Source organism: Streptomyces sp. H27-H1 (assembly GCF_026627445.1).
Classification (GTDB): domain Bacteria; phylum Actinomycetota; class Actinomycetes; order Streptomycetales; family Streptomycetaceae; genus Streptomyces.
The window spans coordinates 340,440-363,199 of the sequence record NZ_JAPNLJ010000002.1 but is presented as its reverse complement, the minus strand read 5'-3'; the positions used below and the strand labels follow the sequence as shown (position 1 = coordinate 363,199).

18 protein-coding genes are annotated in these 22,760 nt (G+C 71.7%); 9 read left to right on the top strand and 9 right to left on the bottom strand.

Features of this window, described 5'->3' with window-relative positions:
- Nucleotides 1-123: 123 nt before the first annotated feature.
- Nucleotides 124-552, bottom strand: coding sequence for a hypothetical protein (locus OTB20_RS03495; RefSeq protein WP_267815070.1), 429 nt, complete (start codon nt 550-552; stop codon nt 124-126).
- Between the two features lie 230 nt (nt 553-782).
- Nucleotides 783-1,568, bottom strand: a complete 786-nt coding sequence (locus tag OTB20_RS03490) for a hypothetical protein (RefSeq protein ID WP_267815068.1) — start codon at nt 1,566-1,568, stop codon at nt 783-785.
- Between the two features lie 285 nt (nt 1,569-1,853).
- Here OTB20_RS03490 and OTB20_RS42390 point away from each other — a divergent pair, with 285 nt between their 5' ends.
- Nucleotides 1,854-2,564 (top strand): transglycosylase family protein, encoded by a 711-nt coding sequence (locus OTB20_RS42390; RefSeq protein WP_324290326.1) that lies wholly within the window; start codon nt 1,854-1,856, stop codon nt 2,562-2,564.
- A gap of 33 nt (nt 2,565-2,597) precedes the next feature.
- Here the strand turns inward: OTB20_RS42390 and OTB20_RS03480 are convergent, their stop codons facing one another.
- Nucleotides 2,598-4,286: an MFS transporter gene (locus OTB20_RS03480; RefSeq protein ID WP_267815067.1), complete on the bottom strand. Its 1,689-nt coding sequence runs from the start codon at nt 4,284-4,286 to the stop codon at nt 2,598-2,600.
- 243 nt (nt 4,287-4,529) lie between these two features.
- On the opposite strand from OTB20_RS03480, the gene OTB20_RS03475 reads away from it, so the two are divergent.
- Both OTB20_RS03475 and OTB20_RS03470 read left to right on the top strand, forming a co-directional pair.
- Complete coding sequence (locus OTB20_RS03475) at nt 4,530-5,645, top strand: glycosyltransferase family 39 protein (RefSeq protein ID WP_420716312.1); 1,116 nt, start codon at nt 4,530-4,532, stop codon at nt 5,643-5,645.
- 259 nt (nt 5,646-5,904) lie between these two features.
- Nucleotides 5,905-7,071 (top strand): phosphatase PAP2 family protein, encoded by a 1,167-nt coding sequence (locus tag OTB20_RS03470; protein WP_267815065.1) that lies wholly within the window; start codon nt 5,905-5,907, stop codon nt 7,069-7,071.
- Nucleotides 7,072-7,377: 306 nt separating this feature from the next.
- On the opposite strand, the gene OTB20_RS03465 is transcribed toward OTB20_RS03470, so the two are convergent.
- Nucleotides 7,378-8,370: a helix-turn-helix transcriptional regulator gene (locus OTB20_RS03465; RefSeq protein WP_267815064.1), complete on the bottom strand. Its 993-nt coding sequence runs from the start codon at nt 8,368-8,370 to the stop codon at nt 7,378-7,380.
- Between the two features lie 119 nt (nt 8,371-8,489).
- Between OTB20_RS03465 and OTB20_RS03460 the strand changes: the two genes are divergently transcribed.
- Nucleotides 8,490-9,659: an acyl-CoA dehydrogenase family protein gene (locus OTB20_RS03460; RefSeq protein ID WP_267815063.1), complete on the top strand. Its 1,170-nt coding sequence runs from the start codon at nt 8,490-8,492 to the stop codon at nt 9,657-9,659.
- Between the two features lie 92 nt (nt 9,660-9,751).
- Here OTB20_RS03460 and OTB20_RS03455 read toward each other — a convergent pair whose 3' ends face one another.
- Nucleotides 9,752-10,204 (bottom strand): cell division protein SepF, encoded by a 453-nt coding sequence (locus OTB20_RS03455; RefSeq protein ID WP_267758884.1) that lies wholly within the window; start codon nt 10,202-10,204, stop codon nt 9,752-9,754.
- Nucleotides 10,205-10,488: 284 nt separating this feature from the next.
- Here OTB20_RS03455 and OTB20_RS03450 point away from each other — a divergent pair, with 284 nt between their 5' ends.
- The 5 genes from OTB20_RS03450 (at nt 10,489) to OTB20_RS03430 (ending at nt 15,512) form a co-directional block, all read left to right on the top strand.
- Nucleotides 10,489-11,643: a DUF5685 family protein gene (locus OTB20_RS03450; RefSeq protein ID WP_267815062.1), complete on the top strand. Its 1,155-nt coding sequence runs from the start codon at nt 10,489-10,491 to the stop codon at nt 11,641-11,643.
- A 399-nt stretch (nt 11,644-12,042) separates the two neighbouring features.
- A complete protein-coding gene (locus OTB20_RS03445) occupies nt 12,043-12,924 on the top strand; it encodes a S1 family peptidase (protein WP_267815060.1) in 882 nt (293 codons plus the stop codon).
- A 148-nt stretch (nt 12,925-13,072) separates the two neighbouring features.
- Nucleotides 13,073-13,915 (top strand): DUF1684 domain-containing protein, encoded by an 843-nt coding sequence (locus tag OTB20_RS03440; protein WP_267815058.1) that lies wholly within the window; start codon nt 13,073-13,075, stop codon nt 13,913-13,915.
- A gap of 144 nt (nt 13,916-14,059) precedes the next feature.
- A complete protein-coding gene (locus OTB20_RS03435) occupies nt 14,060-14,935 on the top strand; it encodes a S1 family peptidase (protein WP_267815057.1) in 876 nt (291 codons plus the stop codon).
- Nucleotides 14,936-15,032: 97 nt separating this feature from the next.
- Nucleotides 15,033-15,512, top strand: a complete 480-nt coding sequence (locus OTB20_RS03430) for a hypothetical protein (protein ID WP_267815056.1) — start codon at nt 15,033-15,035, stop codon at nt 15,510-15,512.
- Nucleotides 15,513-15,553: 41 nt separating this feature from the next.
- Here the strand turns inward: OTB20_RS03430 and OTB20_RS03425 are convergent, their stop codons facing one another.
- The 4 genes from OTB20_RS03425 to OTB20_RS03410 all read right to left on the bottom strand — a co-directional run.
- The gene (locus OTB20_RS03425; protein WP_267815055.1) at nt 15,554-16,462 is read right to left on the bottom strand and encodes a DUF4231 domain-containing protein; all 909 of its coding nucleotides are present in this window, start codon (nt 16,460-16,462) and stop codon (nt 15,554-15,556) included.
- Between the two features lie 78 nt (nt 16,463-16,540).
- The gene (fxsT, locus tag OTB20_RS03420; RefSeq protein ID WP_267815054.1) at nt 16,541-20,557 is read right to left on the bottom strand and encodes an FxSxx-COOH system tetratricopeptide repeat protein; all 4,017 of its coding nucleotides are present in this window, start codon (nt 20,555-20,557) and stop codon (nt 16,541-16,543) included.
- On the bottom strand, nt 20,541-21,944 hold the full coding sequence (locus tag OTB20_RS03415; protein WP_267815109.1) for a TIR-like protein FxsC: 1,404 nt from the start codon (nt 21,942-21,944) through the stop codon (nt 20,541-20,543). The genes fxsT and OTB20_RS03415 overlap by 17 nt, the downstream gene beginning before the upstream one ends.
- Before the next feature lie 43 nt (nt 21,945-21,987).
- A partial coding sequence (locus OTB20_RS03410; RefSeq protein WP_267815053.1) for an aminoglycoside N(3)-acetyltransferase occupies nt 21,988-22,760 on the bottom strand: 773 nt, incomplete at its 5' end.

The following is a 22,760-nucleotide window of genomic DNA, read 5'->3' as shown; positions in this document are numbered from 1 at the left end:
GGCTCGATCAGAGTCCACTGCTCGTCGGTGAGATCGCCTCGCGCCATGACTGATGGCCTATCAAGACCGGGCCTCCACGCGCAGGCGATCTACCGAACTCGCGATCCGGACTCCAGACAGGACCTAGTGGCCCCGACGCGGAGCGGGCGGCAGGGCCGCCGGGATGTGCTGCATCCCGGTCTGGTGCTGCCGCCCGTTCGCGTATCCGGCTCCGGCGTACGAGTACTGCGGCTGCGGTGCGGGGGAGGGCTGCCAGGGGTCCGTCTGCTGCCCCGGGTGCTGCGCCGCCTGCTGCCATGCGGAAGCGTTCCAGCCGCTGCCGTAGGAGCTCATGGAGGCCGCGGCGGAGCCGCTTCCGTACGAGCCCGTGCCACTGCCGTACGTGCCGTTGTAGGGGCCTCCGTAGGAGAACGCCGTGAAACCGAGGTCCTCCTCGCCCGTGCGGTCGCCGGGGAGGGCGCGGAAGGCGCGCAGGTACTCGGAGTACAGCGTGTCGTAGATGGGCGTGTGCGAGGTGGCCGGAGAGCTCCCCAGCTCCCGTACGGGGCGCATCGGGGGGACGCTGCTCGGATAGGACGGGGCGCGGGAGACATCGTAGGAATGCACGTATCAGCCAACGAAACCGGCGGCCCGCAGATGCGGGGTGGCAGGGCGGAAAACGCAGATCGCCGGGGGTGCGCGGGACGGACCGCGCACCCCCGGCGCACGCCGCCCGGCCCCCATGGCGGGGGCGGACGGCCGTCTCGGGGACGGAAGGCAGAGCAGGGGCGGGAGCCGGGGCCTCAGGCGCCCGGGGTGCCCGCCAGCGGCATCGAGGCGGCGACCAGCTTGCCGTTGCGGGCGGCCTTGTCCAGGGCGTCGCGCAGCAGGTCCTCGCGGGGCTGCTGGCCGATGGTGCCGACGGGGGCGGCGTAGACCAGGACGCGCTGCGTCTTGTTGACGGCGGCCCGCCAGCCGTCGGTGACGGACAGCGGCCGGTGCGCCTGCCACCAGGCGACCTGACCGGGCTGGAGCACGGAGTGCAGCTGGCCGGCGGCGAGCAGGATCGACCAGCCGCTCAGGGCCTGCGGCACCTCTTCGGTGTCGGTCATGGGGATGAAGCCCTGCTCGATGAGGAGCGGCAGGAAGTCGTCGCCGGGACCGGTGGTGCCGGGTCGGGCGATGGGCGCGGTCGGCTCCACCACGAGGGCGGGGTGCAGATCCCCGTTGATCAGGATCAGGCCGCTGGTGATGCCGAGGACGGCCTGGCCGCCGGGCACGGACTGCGGTACGTCGCCGGCGGAGGCGGGGCTGTCGCCGGTGATGGAGCGGACGGCGCCCTGGAGGTCCGCCTCGGGTACGGCGACGACCTGCGAGGGGATGCACCCGGCGTGGGCGAAGGCCAGAACGGCCGTCTCGTCGCCGACGAACAGCACGGTGCTGGTCTGCTCGCGCTCGGAGTCGCCGGGGGTGCGGCAGGAGGTGCAGTCGTAACTGCCCGGGGATCCGTCACCTGCGAGCAGCCGCTCGGCCTCCTCGTCGCCGATCTCTGCACGTACCTCATCACTGACTTCGAGCATGCGCGGCACGGGGTGGCTCCTCGGACTAGGCGTGCGGGGCCGGGGGTTCCGGCTCGCCGGGATCAACGGAGGAGTGGCGGCCGGGGTCACGCCGTTTGAGGGAACGGAATCGAACCGGACCCCCGAAGGAGTGAACGGTCCGACCGGGCCGTTGTTTTCGTGCCAACTCTTTTTTGGTTGTGCGCAGTTGATGGCCGGTGCTGGTCGTTTGGGTCGTGGGCCGAGCGGGTGGGGGCGCGCGGGGCGCGGTGTGGCGAGCGCGGGAGGCGGTACGGAGCTGCGTAGCGTGACGCGATGCGCAACTTCGGGGTTCCGGGTGGGGTGGGCGCGGCGGCGCTGCTCCTCGTGCTGGCGTCGGCGTCGGCGGCGGTCGCGGCGCCGCCGCCGCCCGCGCCGGGGGCGCCCGGCCGGGCGGTGGACTGCGGGCCCGGCGGGCAGTGGCCCTGGGACTGTGTGGCCGACTGCGAGAGCGGGGGCCGCTGGGCGGTGAACACGGGGAACGGCTTCTACGGCGGACTGCAGTTCTGGCAGCCGACGTGGGAGGAGCACGGCGGGCGGGCCTTCGCGCCGAGGGCGGACCTGGCGACGCGGGAGCAGCAGATCCGGGTGGGCGAGGACGTGCTGGGCAGCCAGGGCTGGGAGGCGTGGCCCGTGTGCGCGAAGCGGTACGGGCTGGCGGGGCGGATGCACGTGGTGCGAAGCGGGGACACGCTGGTGGCGATCGCGCGCAGGCACCGGGTGCGGGGCGGCTGGCAGGCGCTCTACGCGGCGAACCGAACGGTGATCGGCCCGCGCCCGGAAGCGCTGCGGATCGGCACGCTGCTGACGCTGCCGCCTTCGCAGGGGAAGCCTCCGGTTCCGGCCGCGACCCCGGTCACGCCGTCGCCGCCGGCACGGGCGCCGGAAGGGCCGGGGGCCGCACCGGCCGTGAGTCCGGCTCCGAGTCGGTCCGCGAGTCCGGCAACTGGTCCGTCTCCGGCACCGGCTCCGGCCCCGTCCGGCTGACCGGTACCGCATTCGGTGCGTGGGCCGGGAGGGTCAGGCCGGGTGGCCGAGTGCCGGGTCGTGGTCGGGGGAGGGCTGGGCCGGGATGCGGGCTCCGGTCGGGGCCGCTTCGGGGCCCGCCTGGGCGGGCAGGCGTACGGGGGAGGCCTCGGGTTCCGCGCACTCCATCGCGCGCGGGAGCTTCAGCGCGATCGCCGCGCCCGCCAGGAGCAGCGCCGCGCTGACGACCAGCGTGACGTGCAGACCGTGGACGAAGGAGTGCCGGGCGGCCGAGTACAGGGACTCGCCCGCCGGTCCGCCGAGCCGGGCCGCGATCTGGTAGGCCTCGCCCAGTGAGTGCGAGGCGCCGGCCGAGTCGGCCGCCGACACCCCCGAAACGGTGGCCAGGCCCGGCGCGTAGGCCGCGTTCATCACGCTGCCCAGCAGCGCGATGCCCATCCCCGCACCGAGCTGGTACGAGGTCTCCCCGATCGAGGCGGCGCCGCCGGCCGTGGCCGCCGGGGCCTCGCTCAGCATGGACTCGTAGGCCGCGAACAGCGTGGTCTGGAGCCCGAAGCCGAGCAGGACGAAGACGGCCGTCAGCAGGACCGGCCGGTCCTGCTGTCCCATGAACGTCAGCAGCAGCACCGCGGCCGCCGTCAGCACGAAGCCCAGCGAGACCATCCTGCGCGGTCCGGTCCGGGCGAGCGTGTAGGAGCCGGTCGCGCCCGCCGCCATCGCGGCGAAGGTGAGCGGGAGCAGGCGCAGCCCGGTCTCCAGCGGGCTCAGGTCCAGCACCAGCTGGAGGTACTGGACGGCGATCAGCTCCAGACCGACCAGCGCCAGCATGGCCAGCACGATGCAGCCCACCGAGGTGGTGAAGGCCGGCCGGGAGAACAGCCGCATGTCGATCAGCGGGTGCGCCCGTCGCTTCTGCCGCCGTACGAAGAGCACCAGCAGCCCCGCGCCGACCAGCAGCGGGATCAGTGCCTGCGGGTCGGCGAGCTGGCGCTCCGCGCCGATCCGCTTGACCCCGAGGACCGCGCCGAGCACACCGCCGGCGGCCATGAGCGCGCCGACCACGTCCCAGGGCCCGTCCGAGGACCCCTTGGACTCGGGGAGCAGCCACCGCCCCAGCGGCAGGAGCATCATCATGAGCGGGATGTTGATGAGGAAGACCGAGCCCCACCAGAAGTGCTGGACCAGGAAGCCGCCCAGGACCGGCCCACTGGCCGCACCGACGGCGGCGACCGCGGTCCAGATCCCTATGGCGAGGGCCCGCTCGCGCCGGTCGGGGAAGACCTGGCGCAGGATCGACAGGGTGGCCGGCATGATCATCGCGCCGCCGACGCCCAGCAGGGCGCGGGCGGCGATGAGGACCTGGGCGTTGTCGGCGAGGGCGGCGAGGGCCGAGGCCGCGCCGAAGAGCCCGTAGCCGAGGAGCAGGACGCGGCGGCGGCCGACGCGGTCACCGAGGGTGCCGAAGAGGATGAGGAGGGCGGCGCACACGAGCGGGTAGGCGTCGACGATCCACAGCAGTTCCATCGGGCCGGGCCGCAGGTCTTCGGTGACGGAGGGAACGGCCACGTGCAGGATCGTCGCGTCGAGCGCGACGAGCACCAGGCTCACGCAGAGGACCGCCAGGACGGCCCAGCGGTTGGCCCCGCCGGAGTCCGCGCCGAGTCGCCGCAGTCGCTGCCAGGGGGAAGGGTTCCTGTCGCCGGTCACGTTCGTCCCCGACATGCATGTACCTCCCAGGTGGTCCCTCGCACTCGGCGGACCAGCGTCTTTCGGGGCCACGGGTGGGGAGGGTGGCGTCCTACGGGGTCCGGCGTCGACACGCGAGTGGAGAGTCAGCGTACGCGAGTTCGGCTGTCCGACACGTGGTCAAGCTCTCATCACCGCAGTGGCTGCCCTGTGGTGTGCGCCACTCGCTCCACCCCGGCCCCTCCTCCCGGAGCATGACCGCCCCCGGCCTCGATAATCATGCCCGTGAAAGATCTTGGATTTCGTCGGGCCGCGCCCGCCCTCGCCGTCTTCGTGGCGGTGCGGCTGCTGGGGCTGACCGTGCTCGCGGTGTGGGGGGCGGTGGCCGGCAGCAGTGCGCACACCCTGCTCTCGGCGCGCTGGGACTCCCTCTGGTACGCCCGGATCGCCGCCGAGGGGTACGGGTACGAGGTGGCGCTCCCGAACGGGGACGTCCACTCCAACCTGGCCTTCTTCCCGCTGCTGCCCTGGCTGGAGCGGCTGGTCTCGGCCGTCACGGGCCTCGGCCACGGGTCCGCGGGCCTGGTGGTGTCGGCGCTCGCCGGGCTCGCCGCGGCCTGGGGGATCTTCGCGGTCGCCGAGTTCCTCCACGGCCGCCGGGCCGGGGTGTTCGCCGTCGGGGTCTGGGCCGCGCTGCCCGTCGGGATCGTGCAGTCGATGGCGTACAGCGAGTCGCTGTTCACCGCCCTCGCCGCCTGGAGCCTCTACGGGGTCCTGCGCGGGCACTGGCTCACCGCCGGCCTGCTCGCGGCCGGGGCGGGGCTGACCCGGCCGGTCGGAGCCGCCGTGGTCGCGGCGGTGTGGGTGGCCGCCGCGTCGGCCCGGCGGGGCGGGGAGCGGTCCTGGCGGCCGGTGGCCGGGGCGCTGCTGGCCCCGCTCGGCGCGGCGGCGTACGTGGTGTGGGTGGGCGCGCGCACCGGCGGAGGTCTGACCGGGTACCTGGACGTCCAGGGCGGCTGGGGCAACGGCTTCGACGGCGGCCGGGCGTTCGCCCGGTTCATCGGGGACCGGCTGGCCTCCCCGGCGTTCCCCGCCGGCATCGGGCTGATCGCCGGGGTCGCACTGGTGCTGTGGCTGTACGCGCTCTGCGTGCGGCGGCGCCAGCCTCCGCCGCTCCTGGTGTACGCCGGGATCGTGGTGGCGCTCGCCCTGTGCGCCTCCGGCTACTTCGGCTCCAAGCCCCGGCTGTTGCTGCCCGCCTTCCCGTTGGTGTTCCCGCCGGCCGTGGCGCTGGCCCGGTGGCGGACGGGCCGGGCGGCCGCGGTGCTGGGTGCGGTGGCCGCAGCCTCGGCCGTGTACGGGGCCTTCTGGCTGAACGGCTCGGGGCCGCCGTAGGCCTGCCCGCACGTGCCAAGATCACGGAATGGGCCAATCCGTTCCATCTTTGAGTAAAACAATTGAGCAGGCGTTATAAACGTCACTTAAGTGTGCGACGAAAGCGCGGAAGAAGGGACCTTCCGGGCTCCAACCAAAGTATGAATAGCGGGAATTAAGTCCCGCGTGAGACCGTGTGAGACCTACTCCACATCACATGGTCATCACAAAGCCCGCGATTCGACCGGGCCGCCCATCGACGCGCGGTAACGTCGATTGAGTGCGTACCGACCAAATCCCGCCCAGACTGGAGCGGGTGTTCGCCCGGCTGGACCGGGAACCAGAGCGACCGGCTCATCTGCAAACCCCGCGGATGAGCCGGCACCGCGTCGTGCTCCTCGGAGCGAGCCTCGCCTTCTACCTCGCGATCGTCGTCGCGGTCCTGACCACCTCGTGGCTCGTCCGCTTCGACTGGCAGGTCATGTTCTTCCGGCCGTACGAGCAGTGGCCGCAGCTGCACGCCTTCCTCGACTACCTCGTCGTCCTGGGCCAGCGCGGACCCACCGCGGTCATGGTCGCCGCCTGGCTCGGCTGGCGCTCCTGGCGGCAGCACACCCTCCGCCCGCTGATCACCCTCGGCGTGGCGCTGCTGCTGCTCAACATGACCGTGGGAGCCGTCAAGCTCGGCCTGGGCCGGCTCGGTCCGCACTACGCCACCGAGATCGGCTCCGCCGAGCTCTTCGGAGGCGGCGATATATTTCCTTCCGGCCACACCGCCAACGCCGTGGTGACCTGGGGAATCCTGGCCTACCTGGCCTCCACCACGGTCACCCGCCGGGTGCTCTCCCTGGTGTCCGCCGTGGTCTCCCTGAGCGTCGGCGCAACCACCGTCTACCTGGGCACCCACTGGCTCAGCGACGTTCTGCTCGGCTGGCTCGCCGGTCTGCTCGTGCTGCTGGCGCTGCCGTGGTTCGAGCCGCTCATCGCACTGGTCGAGGCATACGTCTTCGACCTGCGCGCCCGGCTGCGCAGCCTCGTGGAGGCCGGGCAGGTGCCCGAGGTCCTCACCGGCCCGCTCGTCCCGCTGCTCTCGGCGGGCGGCAAGTGGCAGCTCCAGCGGACCGCCGCCGCCGATCCGTCCGAGCGGCAGCCCCTACCGGCCGGGCGGCGCCCCGTACCGGCCGTGCAGCCCGTCGAGGCCGTGGTCGTACTGCGGCAGCCGGAGCCGGCCGATACCGGGCAGGTCCCGGCCGCGGCTTCGGTCTCCGCTTCCGCCCAGCCCGCGGGGCGCCAGCCGGCCGTCCGGCCCGCCGTCCACCTCGCCGGCCGTCCGTACCTGATCCGTTCCGAGCGGACCCCGGCCACCCCGGCCGGCAGTCGCCGCCCGGCACACACCGACCGCGCCCCGGCGCGCGGCGCGGCGCCCCGCCCGGCCACCGGCGGCTGAGCCGGACGGTACGCACCCCCTCCGCTCGCGCATCCACGGCGGGCCCCGGTCGACGACCGGGGCCCGCCGTGGCGCGTCCGGGGCGGGCCCCGGCCCCGAAAGGGCCGGAACGTCAGCGGCGCGCCCGGACGTTCCTCCATGCCGGGTCACGCTTGTGTCACGGATTGTCGACAGTCTTCGGTGGTCGAGTTCGTCTGGACCTTTTATTTCCCGTCCCGTGACACGCCCGGGATGAATTCTCTTTCGAATTCCTCCGGAACTCCCCGGAATTACGGCCCGAGAGCGCTCCGAACCCCCTCCGGTTCCTTACAACTCCTTCACTTCTCCGGCTGCTTTGCGGGGCTCCAGAGACCTGCTGAGCAGATCTCGAGCGGCCCGGATCCGGTCCGTCAGCTCGGCCGGCTCGACGACCTCGAACTCACACCCGATCAGCATGATGTGAATCACGAGAACATCGAGGCTGACCGCCCCGGTGCGCAGGATGCAGCTCTCCTCGTCGAGCGGTTCCAGCACCCCGTCGGCCGGCCCGACGATCCGGGCCGCCTCCGCCGCCGGGATCAGCAGCCGCACGACGGCGCGGGCCGTGTACGCCCGATGGGAGATGCCGCGGGAGACGTAGGCGGCGAGGTCCTCGGCGGGCGGCGGGCGCGGGGTGAAGCGCGGTCCGTGCGGGGGCCTGGGCTCGATCCGGTCGACGCGGAAGGTCCGCCAGTCCTCCCGGTCCAGATCCCAGGCGACGAGGTACCAGCGGCGCTCGCTGCACACCAGCCGGTGCGGTTCCACGGTCCTGCGGGTGACGGTTCCCCCATGGTCCCGGTAGCCGAAGCGCAGCCGCTCGGCGTCGCGGCAGACCCCGGCCAGCTCGGTCAGCACGGAGGAGTCGACGGTCGACGCGCCCGCCCCGCGGAGCATGGGCACGGTGAACCGGTTGAGCGCGGACACCCGCCCGCGCAGCCGCGACGGCAGTACCTGCTCCAGCTTCGCCAGCGCCCGTACGGAGGCCTCGCCGATGCCCTCCACGCCGTTCCCGGCGGCGGTCCGCAGCCCCACGGCCACGGCGACGGCCTCGTCGTCGTCGAGCAGCAGCGGCGGCAGCTCGGCCCCGGCCCCCAACTGGTAGCCGCCGCCGGTGCCCGGACTGGCGTTCACGGGGTAGCCGAGCTCCCGCAGTCGGTCCACGTCCCGGCGCACGGTCCGCGCCGTCACGCCGAGCCGGCCGGCGAGGTCGGCCCCCGTCCATTCCCGGTGGGCTTGCAGGAGCGACAACAGGCGCAGCAGCCGCGCGGAAGTATCGAGCATGTCCGCAGTCTGCCCGCACGGCAGGACCGGGGTCACACCCGAAGCGGGTGGACCGCGGCCGGGCGGGACGACAAACTTGCGGCGCTAGGTTTTGTGACCCCGGCTTGCCAGGAGGCGCAGTGTCCTTCGTTCCCACCGACCCGCTCGGGCTCGACGAGCTCCTCACGCCCGAGGACCTCGCGATCCGGGACACCGTCCGCGGCTGGGCCGCCGACCGGGTGCTGCCGCACATCGCCGAGTGGTACGAGAACGGCGAGCTGCCCGGCATCCGGGAGATCGCCAAGGAGCTCGGCGCCCTCGGGGCGCTCGGGATGTCGCTCCAGGGCTACGGCTGCGCGGGCGCGAGCGCCGTTCAGTACGGGCTCGCCTGCCTGGAACTGGAGGCCGCCGATTCCGGGATCCGCTCACTGGTCTCCGTACAGGGCTCGCTGGCGATGTACGCGATCTGGAAGTACGGCTCCGAGGAGCAGAAGCAGCGGTGGCTGCCCGGCATGGCCGCCGGCGAGCTCATCGGATGCTTCGGGCTGACCGAGCCCGACGCCGGGTCCGATCCCGCCGCCATGCGCACGCACGCCAAGCGGGACGGCTCGGACTGGGTGCTGAACGGCCGCAAGATGTGGATCACCAACGGCTCGGTGGCCGCCGTGGCGGTCGTATGGGCGCAGACCGAGGAGGGGATCCGCGGGTTCGCCGTCCCCACGGACAGTGCCGGGTTCTCCGCCCCGGAAATCAAGCACAAGTGGTCCCTGCGAGCCTCGGTGACCAGCGAACTGGTCCTGGACGACGTACGGCTGCCCGCCGACGCGGTGCTCCCTGGCGTCACCGGACTCAAGGGGCCGCTCGGCTGCCTCAGCCACGCGCGGTACGGGATCGTCTGGGGGTCCATGGGCGCGGCGCGCTCCAGCTTCGAGGCGGCGCTCGACTACGCGAAGACGCGCGAGCAGTTCGGCAGGCCCATCGGCGGCTTCCAGCTCACCCAGGCCAAGCTGGCGGACATGGCGCTGGAGCTCCACAAGGGGATCCTGCTCGCCCACCACCTGGGGCGGCGGATGGACGCGGGGACGCTGCGGCCGGAGCAGATCAGTTTCGGCAAGCTCAACAACGTCCGCGAGGCCATCGACATCTGTCGCACCGCGCGGACGATCCTCGGTGCCAACGGGATCTCGCTCGAATACCCCGTCATGCGGCACGCCACCAACCTCGAATCGGTGCTCACCTACGAGGGCACCGTCGAGATGCACCAGCTCGTGCTGGGCAAGGCGCTCACCGGGCTCGACGCCTTCCGCTAGGCCGGGCAGGGCCAAGAGGTGCCGGGAGGGCCGGAAGGAACCGGAGGCGGCCGGTGAGGGTCCCCCAGCCGACGCTGGAGGTGCCCCCGGGCTCAGCTCTGGTTGAAGAAGTCGCGCGAGCGGCCGCCGGACTCGCCGCTCACGATCTGGGTGTCGGCCGGGGTCAGCAGGAAGACCCTGGTCGCCACCCGCTCGATCGAGCCGCGCAGGCCGAAGGTCAGACCGGCCGCGAAGTCGACCACGCGCTTCGCGTCGCCCGGGTCCATCGAGGACAGGTTCACGATGACCGGGACACCGTCGCGGAACAGCTCGCCGATGCCACGGGCGTCACGGAAACCGTCCGGGGTGACCGTCGCGATGCGCCGGCCCTGGTCGACGGCGGACTCCGACGCCACCTTGACGCGCGGGTCGGTGACCCACTGCTCGCCGGGGCCGACCACCGACCCCCCCTGCGGGGCCTCCGCGTAGTCGTCGTCGTAGTATCGCTCGTCGTCGCTGTCCTCTACGAGACCCAGCCAGGCACTCGCCTTGCGCACCGAACCCATGGACGCCTCCTTTCATCGCGGTCAGTTCTGTCTTCTCTTCCGCGTCCCTATCGTCGTCCATGATGCTGACAACGCGCCAAGTGGATAGTCGCCGCGCAGGGGTTTCGTGACGGTACTGGTGCAGAACATCCGTTGCACGGTCAAGGATCCCGGCGGCTACCGCTGCTGTCTGAGTGAAAATACGACCAGTGCGGCCGTACGGGTGAGCGAAGGGGACGTACGGGTGACGGGCGGTCTCGCTACGATGCCCGTCGAGCACGCGTATGACACACGGGGGAATCGTTTTGTTCGGCATCGTCAGACCATGCACACACCGGCTCGGGGAGCGGTTCAAGGCGGAATGGATGGCCCATCTCTGCGGGCTGTGCCTGGCACTTCGTGGGGATCACGGCCAGTTCGCGAGGATCGTGACCAACTACGACGGGCTGCTCGTCTCCGTTCTGACGGAGGCTCAGTCCGGAGCCGCTTCCGGGACCCGGCGCACCGCGGGCCCCTGTCCACTGCGCGGGATGCGCACGGCCTCGGTGGCCAACGGCGAGGGTGCGCGGCTCGCCGCCGCGGTCTCGCTCGTCCTGGCCTCCGCGAAGGTGCGCGACCACGTGGCGGACCGGGACGGCCTGTTGGCCCGCGCCCCGATCGCCCTCGCGGCGCGCCGGGTGGCCCGGGGCTGGGACCGGGCCGGCGCTCGTACCGGAGCCTCCGTCGGCTTCGACACGGCCGTGCTCGTCGACGCCGTGGACCGGCAGGCGGGCATCGAGGCCCTGGCCGGAGCCGGCACGCCGGTGCTCGTGGTGACCGAGCCGACCGAGACCGCCACGGCCGCCGCCTTCGCCCATACCGCGACCCTCGCCGGACGGCCAGGCAACGCTTCCGCGCTCGCCGAGGCGGGGCGCTACTTCGGGAGGCTCGCGCACCTGCTGGACGCCGTCGAGGACCAGGCGGCGGACGCGGCGGCGGGGGCCTGGAACCCGCTGACCGCCACCGGGACCCCCCGTACCGAGGCGCGCAGGCTGTGCGACGACGCGCTGCGGGGCATCAGGCTGGCGCTGCGGGAGGTGGAGTTCGCCGATGCGGGGCTCGCCCACCGGCTGCTCGTGCACGAGCTGCGCACCTCGGTGGACCGGGCCTTCGGAACCGCGAGCTGTGGCCATGCCGTGACGGGCTCGGCCGGCCAGGGCGGCTTCGGCCCGCCCCCGATGGACTTCGGCCCGCCGCCGCCCCCGCTCAAGCCGCGCCGCGACCTGCTGTCGGGGTGTGCGGTGGCCCTCGGGCTGTTCTGCACCTGCCAGCTGTGCTGCACGGAGCACGAGGGCCCCTGGTCCAGGCAGAAGCGGGACCCCTGGTGCGACGCGTGCGACTGCGACTGCCCGTGCGACGGGTGCGGGGACGGGTGCTGCTGTGACGGCTGCTGCTGCGACGGGTGCGGCTGCGACTGCTGACGCCGTGCCCGGCGCTCTTCCTGTGCGCCGCCTTTGGGGCGCCTGTGTGTCGTATGCCCGGTATCTGGGCCCCGTCTTTGTCCCGACTGTGCAACAGCTGGGCCCGCCGGTCACCCGGCCCGATCCTTGCCGTGCGGGTCGAATTCAGTCCGTTTCGGATCGTCTGTCCCGGTCGCCACTGGGGCGAACCGGGCCGGCAGGCGCCTCTAAGGCCTTCGGCGGCTGAAATACGGTCTTGCCGAGCGCACCTGACGGCAGCAAACATTCGATAACATTTACGAGGTTTGTCAGGGGCACGGCGAACGGTGACCCGTCCGTCCTGCTTCCGGGCGCCCTAACAGGGCCCTGGGCACCACACCTGCACTCCGGGCCTTTCTATCCCTTCTGGGAGGACAATAAGTGACAGTCAAGCGCATCTTCCGCTCCAGGCTCTTCGCGGCGGCCGTCGGTCTGACCGCCGTGGCCACCCTTGCGGGTCCCGCGGCGGCGGCCGAGGCCCCGAGCGGCAGCAGCGTCAACGCCGACCGCCTCGCCGCGGTCGAGGCCTCGGTTCTGCGTGCCGATGTCGCGGGCACCGCGTGGGGCACCAACGAGTCCGGGGCCTTCGTGGTCACCGCCGACTCCACGGTGTCGGACGCCAGCCTGGAGAAGATCAAGAAGGAGGTCGGGTCGAACGGCTCGGCCGTGCGCATCGAGCGGACCCACGGCAAGCTCTCGAAGCTGACCACGGGCGGCCAGGCGATCTTCACCGGGCAGATTCGCTGCTCCCTCGGCTTCAATGTGCGCCGGGGCACCATGTACTACGCCCTGACCGCGGGTCACTGCACCCAGGGTGCGGGCACCTGGTACACGAACCAGGCCCACAGCGTCAAGATCGGTGCGACCGCCGGCTCCAGCTTCCCGGGCAACGACTACGGGATCATCCGCTACGACAACAAGGCCCTGGCGCACTCCGGTGCCGTCTACAGCCAGAACATCGTCGACGCGATCAACCCCGTCATCGGCTACAACGTGAAGCGGACCGGCTCCACCACCGGTACCCGCGCCGGCAAGGTGACCGGTCTCAACTTCACGGTCAACTACGGCGACGGCGACGTCGTCTACGGCCTGACCCGGACCAACGCCTGCGCCGAGCCCGGCGACAGCGGTGGCCCGTTCTACACCGGCACCCACGCCCTCGGCCTCACCTCCGGCGGCAGCGGTAACTGCACCACGGGCGGCACCACCTACTTCCAGCCCGTCAAGGAAGCGCTCGCCCGCTGGGGCGTCAGCGTCTACTAGGCCCTCGGTCTACTAGGCACACGCACCTGCGCCACAGCCCTGGACGTCCTCCCGCCTGTCGGGAGGGTGTCCAGGGCATCCGTGTTCCCAGGCCCGGACGGAGTACCTCGCGGTTTCCGGCCCGGCTGGTGTGGAAGGGTTGAGCGGCATGAGCGCCGACCCGGCCGGCACAGCCGACTCGACCGACCCCGACGACCCCGCCACCGCCTGGAAGCAGTGGCACGAGCACCGGGTGGCAGTCGTTTCCGCCCCCTACGGGCCGCTCTCGCTGACCGGCACCCACTGGCTCGCCGATTACCCGGAAGGTCGAATTCCGGCCGTTCCAGGGCACTGGTGCGCCACCGCCGCAGGGGTGACTCTGACCGCCGGGCCGGACGAGGGGATCACCCTGGACGGCGAGCCCCTCACCGGCGCCGCCGTACTCGCCGCCGACGAGGCCCCGCCCTCGCACTCCCGGCTCCGAACCGGCGACGTACGGCTCGTCGTGGTCCGGCGCGAAGGGGACTGGGCGGTACGCGTCTTCGACCCGGCGGCGCCGGGCCGCGCGGCCTTCACCGGGATCGAGGCCACCGCGTACGACCCGGCGTACGCGGTGCCGGGGCACTTCAGCCCGTACGCGCAGGACCGGACGGTCCAGGTCGAGAACGTGGACGGACGCGCGCGCGGGCTGGGCCTGGGCGGTGAGCTCGCCTTCGACTTCGGGGGCGCCCGGCACGCGCTGCGGGTCGCGGTGGACGAGGAGGACGGCAGCCTCTGGGCCGTCATCGGCGACGCCACCGGCGGCCGTTCCAGCTACCGGTTCCGCTTCCTCAAGCCCGGTACCCCGGCCGCCGACGGCTCGATCACCGTGGACCTCAACAGGGTCCAGCTGCCCCCGTGCGCCTTCGCGGACCACTTCGTCTGTCCCTTCCCCCCGCCCGGCAACACCCTGCCCTTCGGGATCGAGGCGGGCGAGCGGCGGCTGAAAGGCGCCCTTGCTAGCGGTATCTGACGCCAGGAGACTCCCGTCAGCGTCTCTCGGGGCTTGTCAGGGGCACGTCGAACGACTTCTCGTTCGCCGTGCCCCTGACCGCCCTCCACGGGCTCCGGCACCCCACTCCGGCCGGGCCTCCGATCCCCTCCGGGAGGACGACAAGTGACGATCAAGCGCATCATCCGTTCCAGGCTCTTCGCCGTGGCCACAGGCCTCGCCGCCGTGGCCGCCCTCGCGGCCCCCACGGCCGCGCACGCCGACGGGGGGTTCAGCGCCGACCGGCTGGCCTCCGCGGGCGCCTCGGTCCTGCGAGCCGACGTTGCCGGCACCGCCTGGCACACCGACCCCGCCACCGGCACCCTCGTGGTCACCGCCGACTCCACCGTCTCGGCGGCCGCCATCGCCAGAATCCGCAGCGAGGCCGGAACGAACGCGGCCGCGCTGCGCATCGAGCGCACCCCCGGCAAGCTGTCGAAGCTGGTCTCCGGCGGCGACGCCATCTACGCCTCCGGCTGGCGCTGCTCGGCCGGCTTCAACGTACGCAGCGGCACCACCTACTACATCCTGACCGCCGGCCACTGCACCGACGGCGCGGGCACCTGGTGGACCAACTCCTCCCACACCACCGTCATCGGCCCCACCGTGGGCTCTAGCTTCCCGACCAACGACTACGGACTCATCCGCTACGACAACACCTCCGTCACCCACCCCGGGACCGTCGGCAACCAGGACATCACCAGCGCCGTCAACGCCACCACCGGCATGTCGGTCACCCGCCGCGGCTCCACCACCGGCATCCACAGCGGCTCGGTGACCGGGCTCAACGCCACCGTGAACTACGGCGGCGGCGACATCGTCTACGGCATGATCAAGACCAATGTCTGCGCCGAGCCCGGTGACAGCGGCGGCCCGCTCTACTCGGGCACCCGCGCGGTCGGCCTCACCTCCGGCGGCAGCGGCAACTGCTCCTCGGGCGGCACCACGTACTTCCAGCCCGTCGTCGAGGCCCTGAACGCGTACGGGGTCAGCGTGTACTAGGCGGGCCCATGCGCCCCCGCCGCGCCCCTGGACGTCCTCCCGCCTTCTGGGAGGATGTCCAGGGGCGTTCGTGTCCACGGGGGGAGCGGGTTTCCGCATGAAGCGAATCGGCGTGACCGGGCACCGGTCGATTCCGGACGAGCTGCTCGGCCACGTGGAGGAAGGCCTACGGGCCGTACTGGAGGGCCACGAAGGGCCGCTGGAGGCCCTCTCCAGCCTCGCCGAGGGAGCGGACCAGCTGTTCGCCGCCATCGCGCTGGAATGCGGCGCCGACCTCACCGTGGTCATCCCCAGCGGGGACTACGAACAGGGCTTCGGGGACACCGGCGCGCTCGGCCGGTACCTGGGGCTCAAGCGCCGGGCCTCCCAGGAGGTCCGGATGGACTTCGCCCGCTCCACCGACGAGGCCTACTACGCGGCCGGCACCTACATCGCCGATTCCTGCGACCGCCTCGTCGCCGTCTGGGACGGCCTGCCCGCCCGCGGGCACGGCGGCACCGCCGAGATCGTCGCCTACGCCCGCGCGCTCGGAAAGCCGGTCACCGTGATCTGGCGGGAGGGCGTGACCCGGGGCTGAGGGCCACGCCACACACCGGCCGAATCGGGCTCAGCCCGCCGTCAACTGCTGTGCCGGGCAAGCCAGTCCGTGTGCTGCGGAGACACGTACCGCTCGGTCTCGTACACCGAGGCCGGCCACTGCGTCTCGGTGATCGTGGTCTGCATCACGACCATCATCGCGGAGAGATCCTGCTCGATCAGGGTGTGCGCCTCGATCAGCGGGTGGTGGCGCCGCACCTCGTTCCACGCGATCCCGGCCGTCGCCGCCGAGCTCAGCAGTCCGGTCAGGGCCGGCCCCGGACCCGAACCGAAGGCCCCGTAGAAGGCGAACAGCAGGGCCAGACAGGTCAGCAGCACGATCGACCACGACCACAGGGCCGTCGCCCGCCGGGACACCTCCGTCTTGCGCTGGTACCAGTTGCGCTGCTCGATCAGCCGGTCACGGACGTAGGTCTCCCGCCGCACCGGGTAGCCGAGCCCGCGCAGCCGGAACATCGCACCGGTGATCTCCCCGCCCTCCGGCACCAGGCCGGCGGTCCGCGGATCCTCCCAGCCCATCTTGCGCAGCTCGTTCAGCCCCGCCTCCAGCCGGGTCCGGTAGGTCTCCTCGACCCCCGGGACGTCGCTGCCGAAGGGCGCGCCGTGGACGGCGTACCGCCAGGCCAGCGACTTGATGAACTCCGCGGCGCTGCGGTTGAGCTGCCACTGAGGGCGGGCCCGGCGCCGGGTGGCCCGTATGCCCACGCCCAGCACCCCGGCGTAGGCGAGCACGCTGAGGAGCCCGAACAGGTGCATCGAGCCGAGCTTCGGGCCCTCGGGCAGGGCGGCGGCCCCGGCAGCCGCGACGAGCAGCATCAGCTGGGCGCGGGTGGCCTGGGTCGACTCCCGCTGCCGGGAGATCGCCGCCTGATCGGTGTGGTGGAAGAGGGCCGGCAGGTCCTCGTTGCGAAAGGTCTTGCTGTCACTCACAGCGAACCCCCCAGTCTGCTGTTTCTGCGTGTATCGGGGAGGTGCGGGGCGGCTCCCGGCGGGAGCCGCCCCCGCGGATCACACCGCCAGCGGCTCCAGGTCCCGGTGGACCCGGCGCTCGTCGCGGGCGTACCGCGTCAGCCCGTGGTCCTCGCCGAGCAGCCGCGTCAGCTCGGCCACCGCCTCGGACCGCACCCGGTTCGCCTCTTCCTTGCGGCCCATCATGTCCAGGCTGACCGCCATGTTGGAGGCGCTCGCCAGGGTCTCCGGGTGGTGCACGCCCAGCGCCTCGCGCAGCCGCATCACCGAGAGCCGCTCCAGCTCCAGGGCGCTCTCCGGATCGCCCAGGTCGGCACGGGCGTTGGCCAGGTTGAGGTTGGCGAAGATGGTGTGCGGGTGGTTGTCGCCCAGCACCTCGCCCATGTGGCGGATGGTCTGGCGCAGCATCGGTTCGGCGGTCTCCGCCGCCCCGGTGCCCCAGTGGAACACCGCGAGGTTGTTGACCGCCGCCAGGGTGTAAGGGTGCCGCTCGCCCGGCACCTTGACGTACTCGTCCACCACCTCCTGGGCCAGGTCCCGCGCCCCGCCCGGGTCCCCGGTCGCGAACAGGTCCGCGGCCAGGTTCAGTTCGCAGGCGAGGAGGTCCGGGTTGACCGAGGTGTACTTGGCCCGGTACCGGTTGCGGGTCGCCGTGGTCAGCCGCAGCGCGTCCTCCACGTCGCCCGCCCTGCGCAGCGAGACCGCCAGGTTCTTGGCCGCCGACAGGGTGCCGGGGAAGGCCCGGCCCAGGGTCCGCTTGTAGATCTCGTACGTCCGGCTCAGCAGTTGCACCGAGTCGTCGTACCGGCCCACCTCACGCAGGTCGCGCGCCAGGTTCTGCGCCGAGGACAGGGTGTACGGGTGGTCCGTGCCCAGCACTTCGGTACGCCGGTCGAAGACCTCCTGGTCGATCTCCCTGGCCCGGGCGTACTGCCCGATCATGCGCAGGTTCAGCGCCAGGTTGTTCGCGGCGGCCAGGGTGCGCGGGTGCGCCTCGTGGAAGATCTGCCCGAAGCCCTCGTGCGCGGCGTTGGCCAGTTCCATCGCCTCGCCGTAGCGGCCGAGGGCGCCCAGGTCCATCGCCAGACCACTGGTGGTCATGTACGTGTGCGGGTGCGAGGCGCCGAGCGCCGCCTGCTGGCGCTCCAGCGTGCCCTCGTCCAGCTCCATCGCCTCCATGAACCGGCCCTGCGAGCGCAGGATGTTGGAGAGGTGGAAGCGCAGGTAGAGGTACTGGAGGTCATCGCCGCCCAGGGTCTCGCGCCAGGTCTCGCGCAGCTCCTCGCCCAGCGCGTACGCGGCCTTGAAGTCACCGCGCTTCCAGAGGTAGCGGACGCGGTCGATCAGCAGCCGCCGGGTCTCCGGCTCCTTGCAGAACCGGGCCTCCGACGGGGTCAGGTGCGGCCAGATGGTGTTGAACCGCGGCCAGGTCTCCGGGTTGTCTATCGGCTCGTCGTCGTCCGGCCGGGCACCCGCCAGGATCCGGTGCACCGCGTGCCGGGCCTCGCGCTGCTCCTCCTCGGACAGTTGCGCCCGGATCACCGCCTGCACCAGGCGGTGCACCTGGATGCTGTTGCTGACCTGGTCGACCTTGGCCAGCGCGAACCGGCCGATCTCCCGGATGACGCGGCCGAGCACCAGCTTCTCCTGGAGGGAGGAGTCGTACGGCTTGAGGGCGTCGATCATCTCCTTGCTGTAGAGCAGGTTCGCCGAGATGGGCTCGGGTGCGAAGAAGGCGCACAGCTGGAGCAGCCGCACGGCCGCGGGGGAGCGGGACTGGAGCCGTTCTATGGAGACGTTCCAGGTGGCGGCCACCGGCTCCGGGTAGCCGGGCGGCTGGTTCAGCGCCAGCACGCGCGCGGCCTGCTGCGCCAGCTGCTCGATGTACGCGGACACCGGCGTCGCGGTCTCCGCGATCCAGGCGCCCGCCTGTTCGACGGCGAGCGGCAGGTCGCCGACCGCGACGGCCACCTGCTCGGCGTCGTCCTTGCTCAGTCCGGGGGCCCGGCGCTGGAGGTGCTCGATGGACTCCTCGCGCAGGAACACGTCCACCGGGAGGGCGTCGCCGTACTGGGACCAGGACTGGTTGCGGGAGGTGACGAGCACGTGCCCCGGGCCGCCCGGCGGAAAGTACCGCTTGAGCGTCTCGGGATCGTCGGCGTTGTCGAAGACCAGGAGCCAGCGCGAGGAGGGAACTCCGCGCCGCAGCAGGTCGATCGCCTCCTGGGAGGCCGCCGACATGTCCTCGCCGGTCTGCGCGCCGAGGCGTACGGCCAGTTCCGCGAGGGCGGCGACCACGTCGTCCGTCTGCTCCGAGGAGATCCACCACACCAGGTCGTAGTCGGCCATGAAGCGGTGCACGTACTCCAGCGCCACCTGGGTCTTGCCGACGCCGCCGAGGCCGTACAGGGTCTGCGGCTGCGGCAGTACCACGGCCATGCCGCCGCCGAGCTGGTCGCGCATCCGCTCCAGCACGATGGAGCGGCCGGTGAAACCGGGGTTGCGGGGCGGTGCGTTCCAGATCTTCGGGACCGTCCCGGGGAAGCGGGGGCCGGGCGCGGAGGCGCTGGCGACGGTGTCGGGCAGCGCCATCGGCCGTTCCACCGCGCGCAGCAGCGCGGTCGTGGCGTGCACCTCGTCGAGGCGGAACAGGTCCACGGGATTGCGGTCGATGTACGGGGTGGACAGGCGTACGTCGCCCACCCGCAGCGGCACCAGCTGGCGCCGGCCCCCGGTCGGGTCCTCGGCGGCGGCCCGTTCCCACACGTCTACCGCGCGGGCGGACTTGAGGTAGGCGCTGGAGAGCAGCACCACGGTCCGGGCTGCGGTGTCCACGCTGATCCCGGCTCCGCCCAGGGTGTCCCCGGCGGCGGTGGCCGGGGTGCGTTCGGCGGAGACGTCCCTCGGGACGACCCGGAAGCCGGCCCGGGTGAGCACCGATTCGATCCAGTCCGCCCACATGCGGTTCTCGGCGACGTAGGAGAGGAAGAGGTCCGCGGGCAGGGCGGGGCGGCGCCGGGTGAAGGCGTCGCGGATGCGCAGGCGCACCTCCTCGCCGATGGCGGGCATCGAGGTGACGTCGCCCTCGGTGACGACCGTGGTGAGCCGCTCGAAGGCGGAGAGCAGGGAGTTGGTGAGCCCGGCCTCGTCCCCGAAGGTGGCCAGGGTCTCCTCGTAGGCGTAGTAGGGGCGGTACGGGATCTCCACCGCGCCCCAGTAGGAGGTGAGGTCGTCCCCGACCAGGCCGCCCGGGAAGCGGTCGAACTTGATCCGGGCCAGGGCGCGGCCGGCGTCGGCCTTCTCCTTCTCGCCCTCGTCGATGCGCATCGGGACCGGGTAGATCTTGATGCCGCGGTCGTTGAACCGCTCGTCGATCTGCCGGGCCACGGAGGCGGCGCCGTCGATGGACTGGTCGGAGAGGGTGAAGCAGTCGACCAGGATGTCGGGCAGGTGGACGGTGCAGATGTCGGCTATGTCGGAGAGGCCGGTGCGGCTGTCGATCAGGACGTAGTCGTAGTTCAGCTTCATGTCCGCCCGTAAGGCGTCGAAGAAGAGACCGCCGCCGAGCCGGTCGTAGAAGTTGTCCCAGTCGAAGGTGGAGACGGTCGCCGAGTACTCGCGGTTCTGCCGGCCCGCCGAGACGAAGTCGAGGGTACCGCCGTCGGGGAACTCCCAGCCGAGGTTCTCGGGGGTGAGCGAGACGGCGTGCGGCTGGATCCGCGCGTAGTCCTTGTGCCAGTCGTCGGGGCGCTGCACCGGGCTGGTGGCCGCCCACGCGTACTCGCTGATCAGATCGATGACACCGGTGGTGGCGCCGAGGGTGGAGGGGTCCAGGAAGGGGTGGAAGAAGCGGTGCAGGCCGGGCGCTTCCAGGTCCCAGTCCACGGCGAGGACCCGCTTGCCGTTGGCGGCGAGGATCCAGGCGGTGTTGGCCAGCGCCATGGTGCGGCCCGTGCCGCCCTTGTACGAGTAGAAGGTGACGATGCGTCCCTCGCGGTGGTCGTCACTGCTGCTGTGCTGGCTGTCACGACTCTGGCTGTCACGACTCGATGTCATCCGCGTCCCCCCGGTCGTTGTCATTGGTGTGGTCGGCGCCGGCGCCGTACTCGTGTGCCGTTTCGCCCGCGGTGGGCGGGAAGGGGGCGGGCGGCGGGGCCGGCGGCCCGTTCATCCCCATCGGCCCGACCAGCCGGGGCCGTTCGGTGCCGGCCGCGGGGCTGCCGGCCGGTGGATAGACCTGGGCGTGTCTGAGGAACTGCTGGGCGGCGGCCTCCACCACCTGCGGCAGGATCTGCCCGAGCGTCTCCATGTTGGCCACGCCGTTGGCGGCGGCCCGGCAGGCGGCCCGGCCCTGGCTCATCTTGACGGGCATGGTGTCCTCGAGCCGGTGGGCCAACTCGCTCTCCTTCGCGCGGCTCTGGTGGTCGTACCGGTTCCACGGCACGACCACGTTGATCCACGGCCGGGACTCCTGGTCGAAGGCGGCGAGGCGTTGCCGGCGCTGCTCGTCCTCCACCGCCCACCGGTCCACGATGAGGATCTCGGGCCGGGTCGGCGGCTGCTTGGAGTCGAAGTGTCCGGCCTCTTCGTCGAACGACCCCACCGTCGTCTGGTAGTTGAGGTTGCGGACCAGGTCCTCGGCCACGTAGGCGATGGGCCGCTGGGAGACCGGGTGGTACGGGTTCCAGTCCAGCGCGCTGTCCCCGTAGTACTCGGGGCTGCGGCCCTCCGGCAGATCGTGCCGGGAAGCGGCGGCCACGGTGACGTGCAGGGTGCGGGTGGTGCTGCTCGGTGAGCCGAAGGCGCTGGGCACCAGCCGGTAGTCGAGCGGCCGGATCGGATCGAGCCGGACGGTCTCGGCGACCCGGACGATCCGTTTGGCGAGTTCGTACACGGCGCTCTCGTACTGCTCGGCGTAACCGCGCAGTTTGATCAGCCCGTACAGGCCGTCGGTGACGTACCGCTCTCCGAAGGTGTTGTGGTTGAACTGCAACCGCTCAGCTGGAAGCGGCAGTTGGGAAGGAGGCACCGGGACCCATAACGCGGGCACGATGGCATCGGCAGGCTGGTTGCTGAGCGCCACGTGGTGGATGGTGCGCTGCGCGAAGGCGAACCACTCCTTCCCGCACATTTCGCTGGCGAAGTAGCGCGGCGAGAACAGGGGGACGAAGACCCGGCAGGTGGCGAGTGCCGCCCCGAGCCGTTCCGACCAGCCCTCACCGCTGCGTATCTCCCGGTCCATGAAGCCGGCCTCGGCTCCCGCGGGCAGATTCGTCAGCGCCATGACATGGCTGCAGAGGTCGCGGAAAAGCCGCTCCACCCACATGTCCGGGTCCGGTCCTCCCGCCCCGAACCTCGGTGTATGCGCATAACTGAGAAAAAAGTACGGCTGCACTGATGCGGGCACACGACCCCCGTCCCGAAGATGCGAGCGAAGAAACATCATTCCGGAGCTGCTCCGCCACATCCCCTCATCGTTCAGTCAATCAGCGTCTGTTTTCGGTCATCCATTCAAGCGCGTGATCAACGGCATGCGGAAGGGCGAAGAGCACGGTCGATGCCCCGCCGATCCGTCCCCGGTGCAATTGGTCTTCCGGGAACGCCCTGCCGATCTCGGTGAAATCGCTGTCATCCAGCGCGATGTCCTCGTACGCGGTCCACCCTTCCCCCTTCGGCGCCCCCTCGTACTCGCCGGGATGCCCCCCCGGAAGCCCCGGAAGGTTCACCTTCACCACACACTCGTACATGCGCAAGGGGGGCTGCGGAATTAGATACTCCGCGAGATGGAAAGCAGTGCAAACGGAAAATCCCACATTGATCATGAGTACCTGCCATCCCTCCCCGCACATCTTTCCCAGAGGTGAATCCCCGCCCAAATGGCTGGTCAGCGGATGCTCCGCGCAAAGCGTCAGGGCACCTTCGCCGAGGGCGGCGAAAGAGGTCTGGGGGTGCCCGCTGCGCGCCGCCCCCGGGGCGGTACGGACCGCCTCGGCGAGGACGCCCATGCCGTGGCTCGGGGTGCGCGCCGGGTCGAATGCGGGCATCCGCGCGCGGAAGGCCCGTACCTCCTCCTCGGGAAGGCCCGAGATCCGGGCCAGGTGCGCGCTGGAGGTCTTGGAGTTCTCCGGGGTGAAGGCCGGCACCGCGAGGGCGCCGTGCGGGCCGACGGCCGCGAGGAGGGCGTCGCGCAACTCCTCGGCGCGCAGACCCGTGCCGCCCAGGGAGGCGTGTACGAGGAGCCGCATGCCGGGGCGGACGC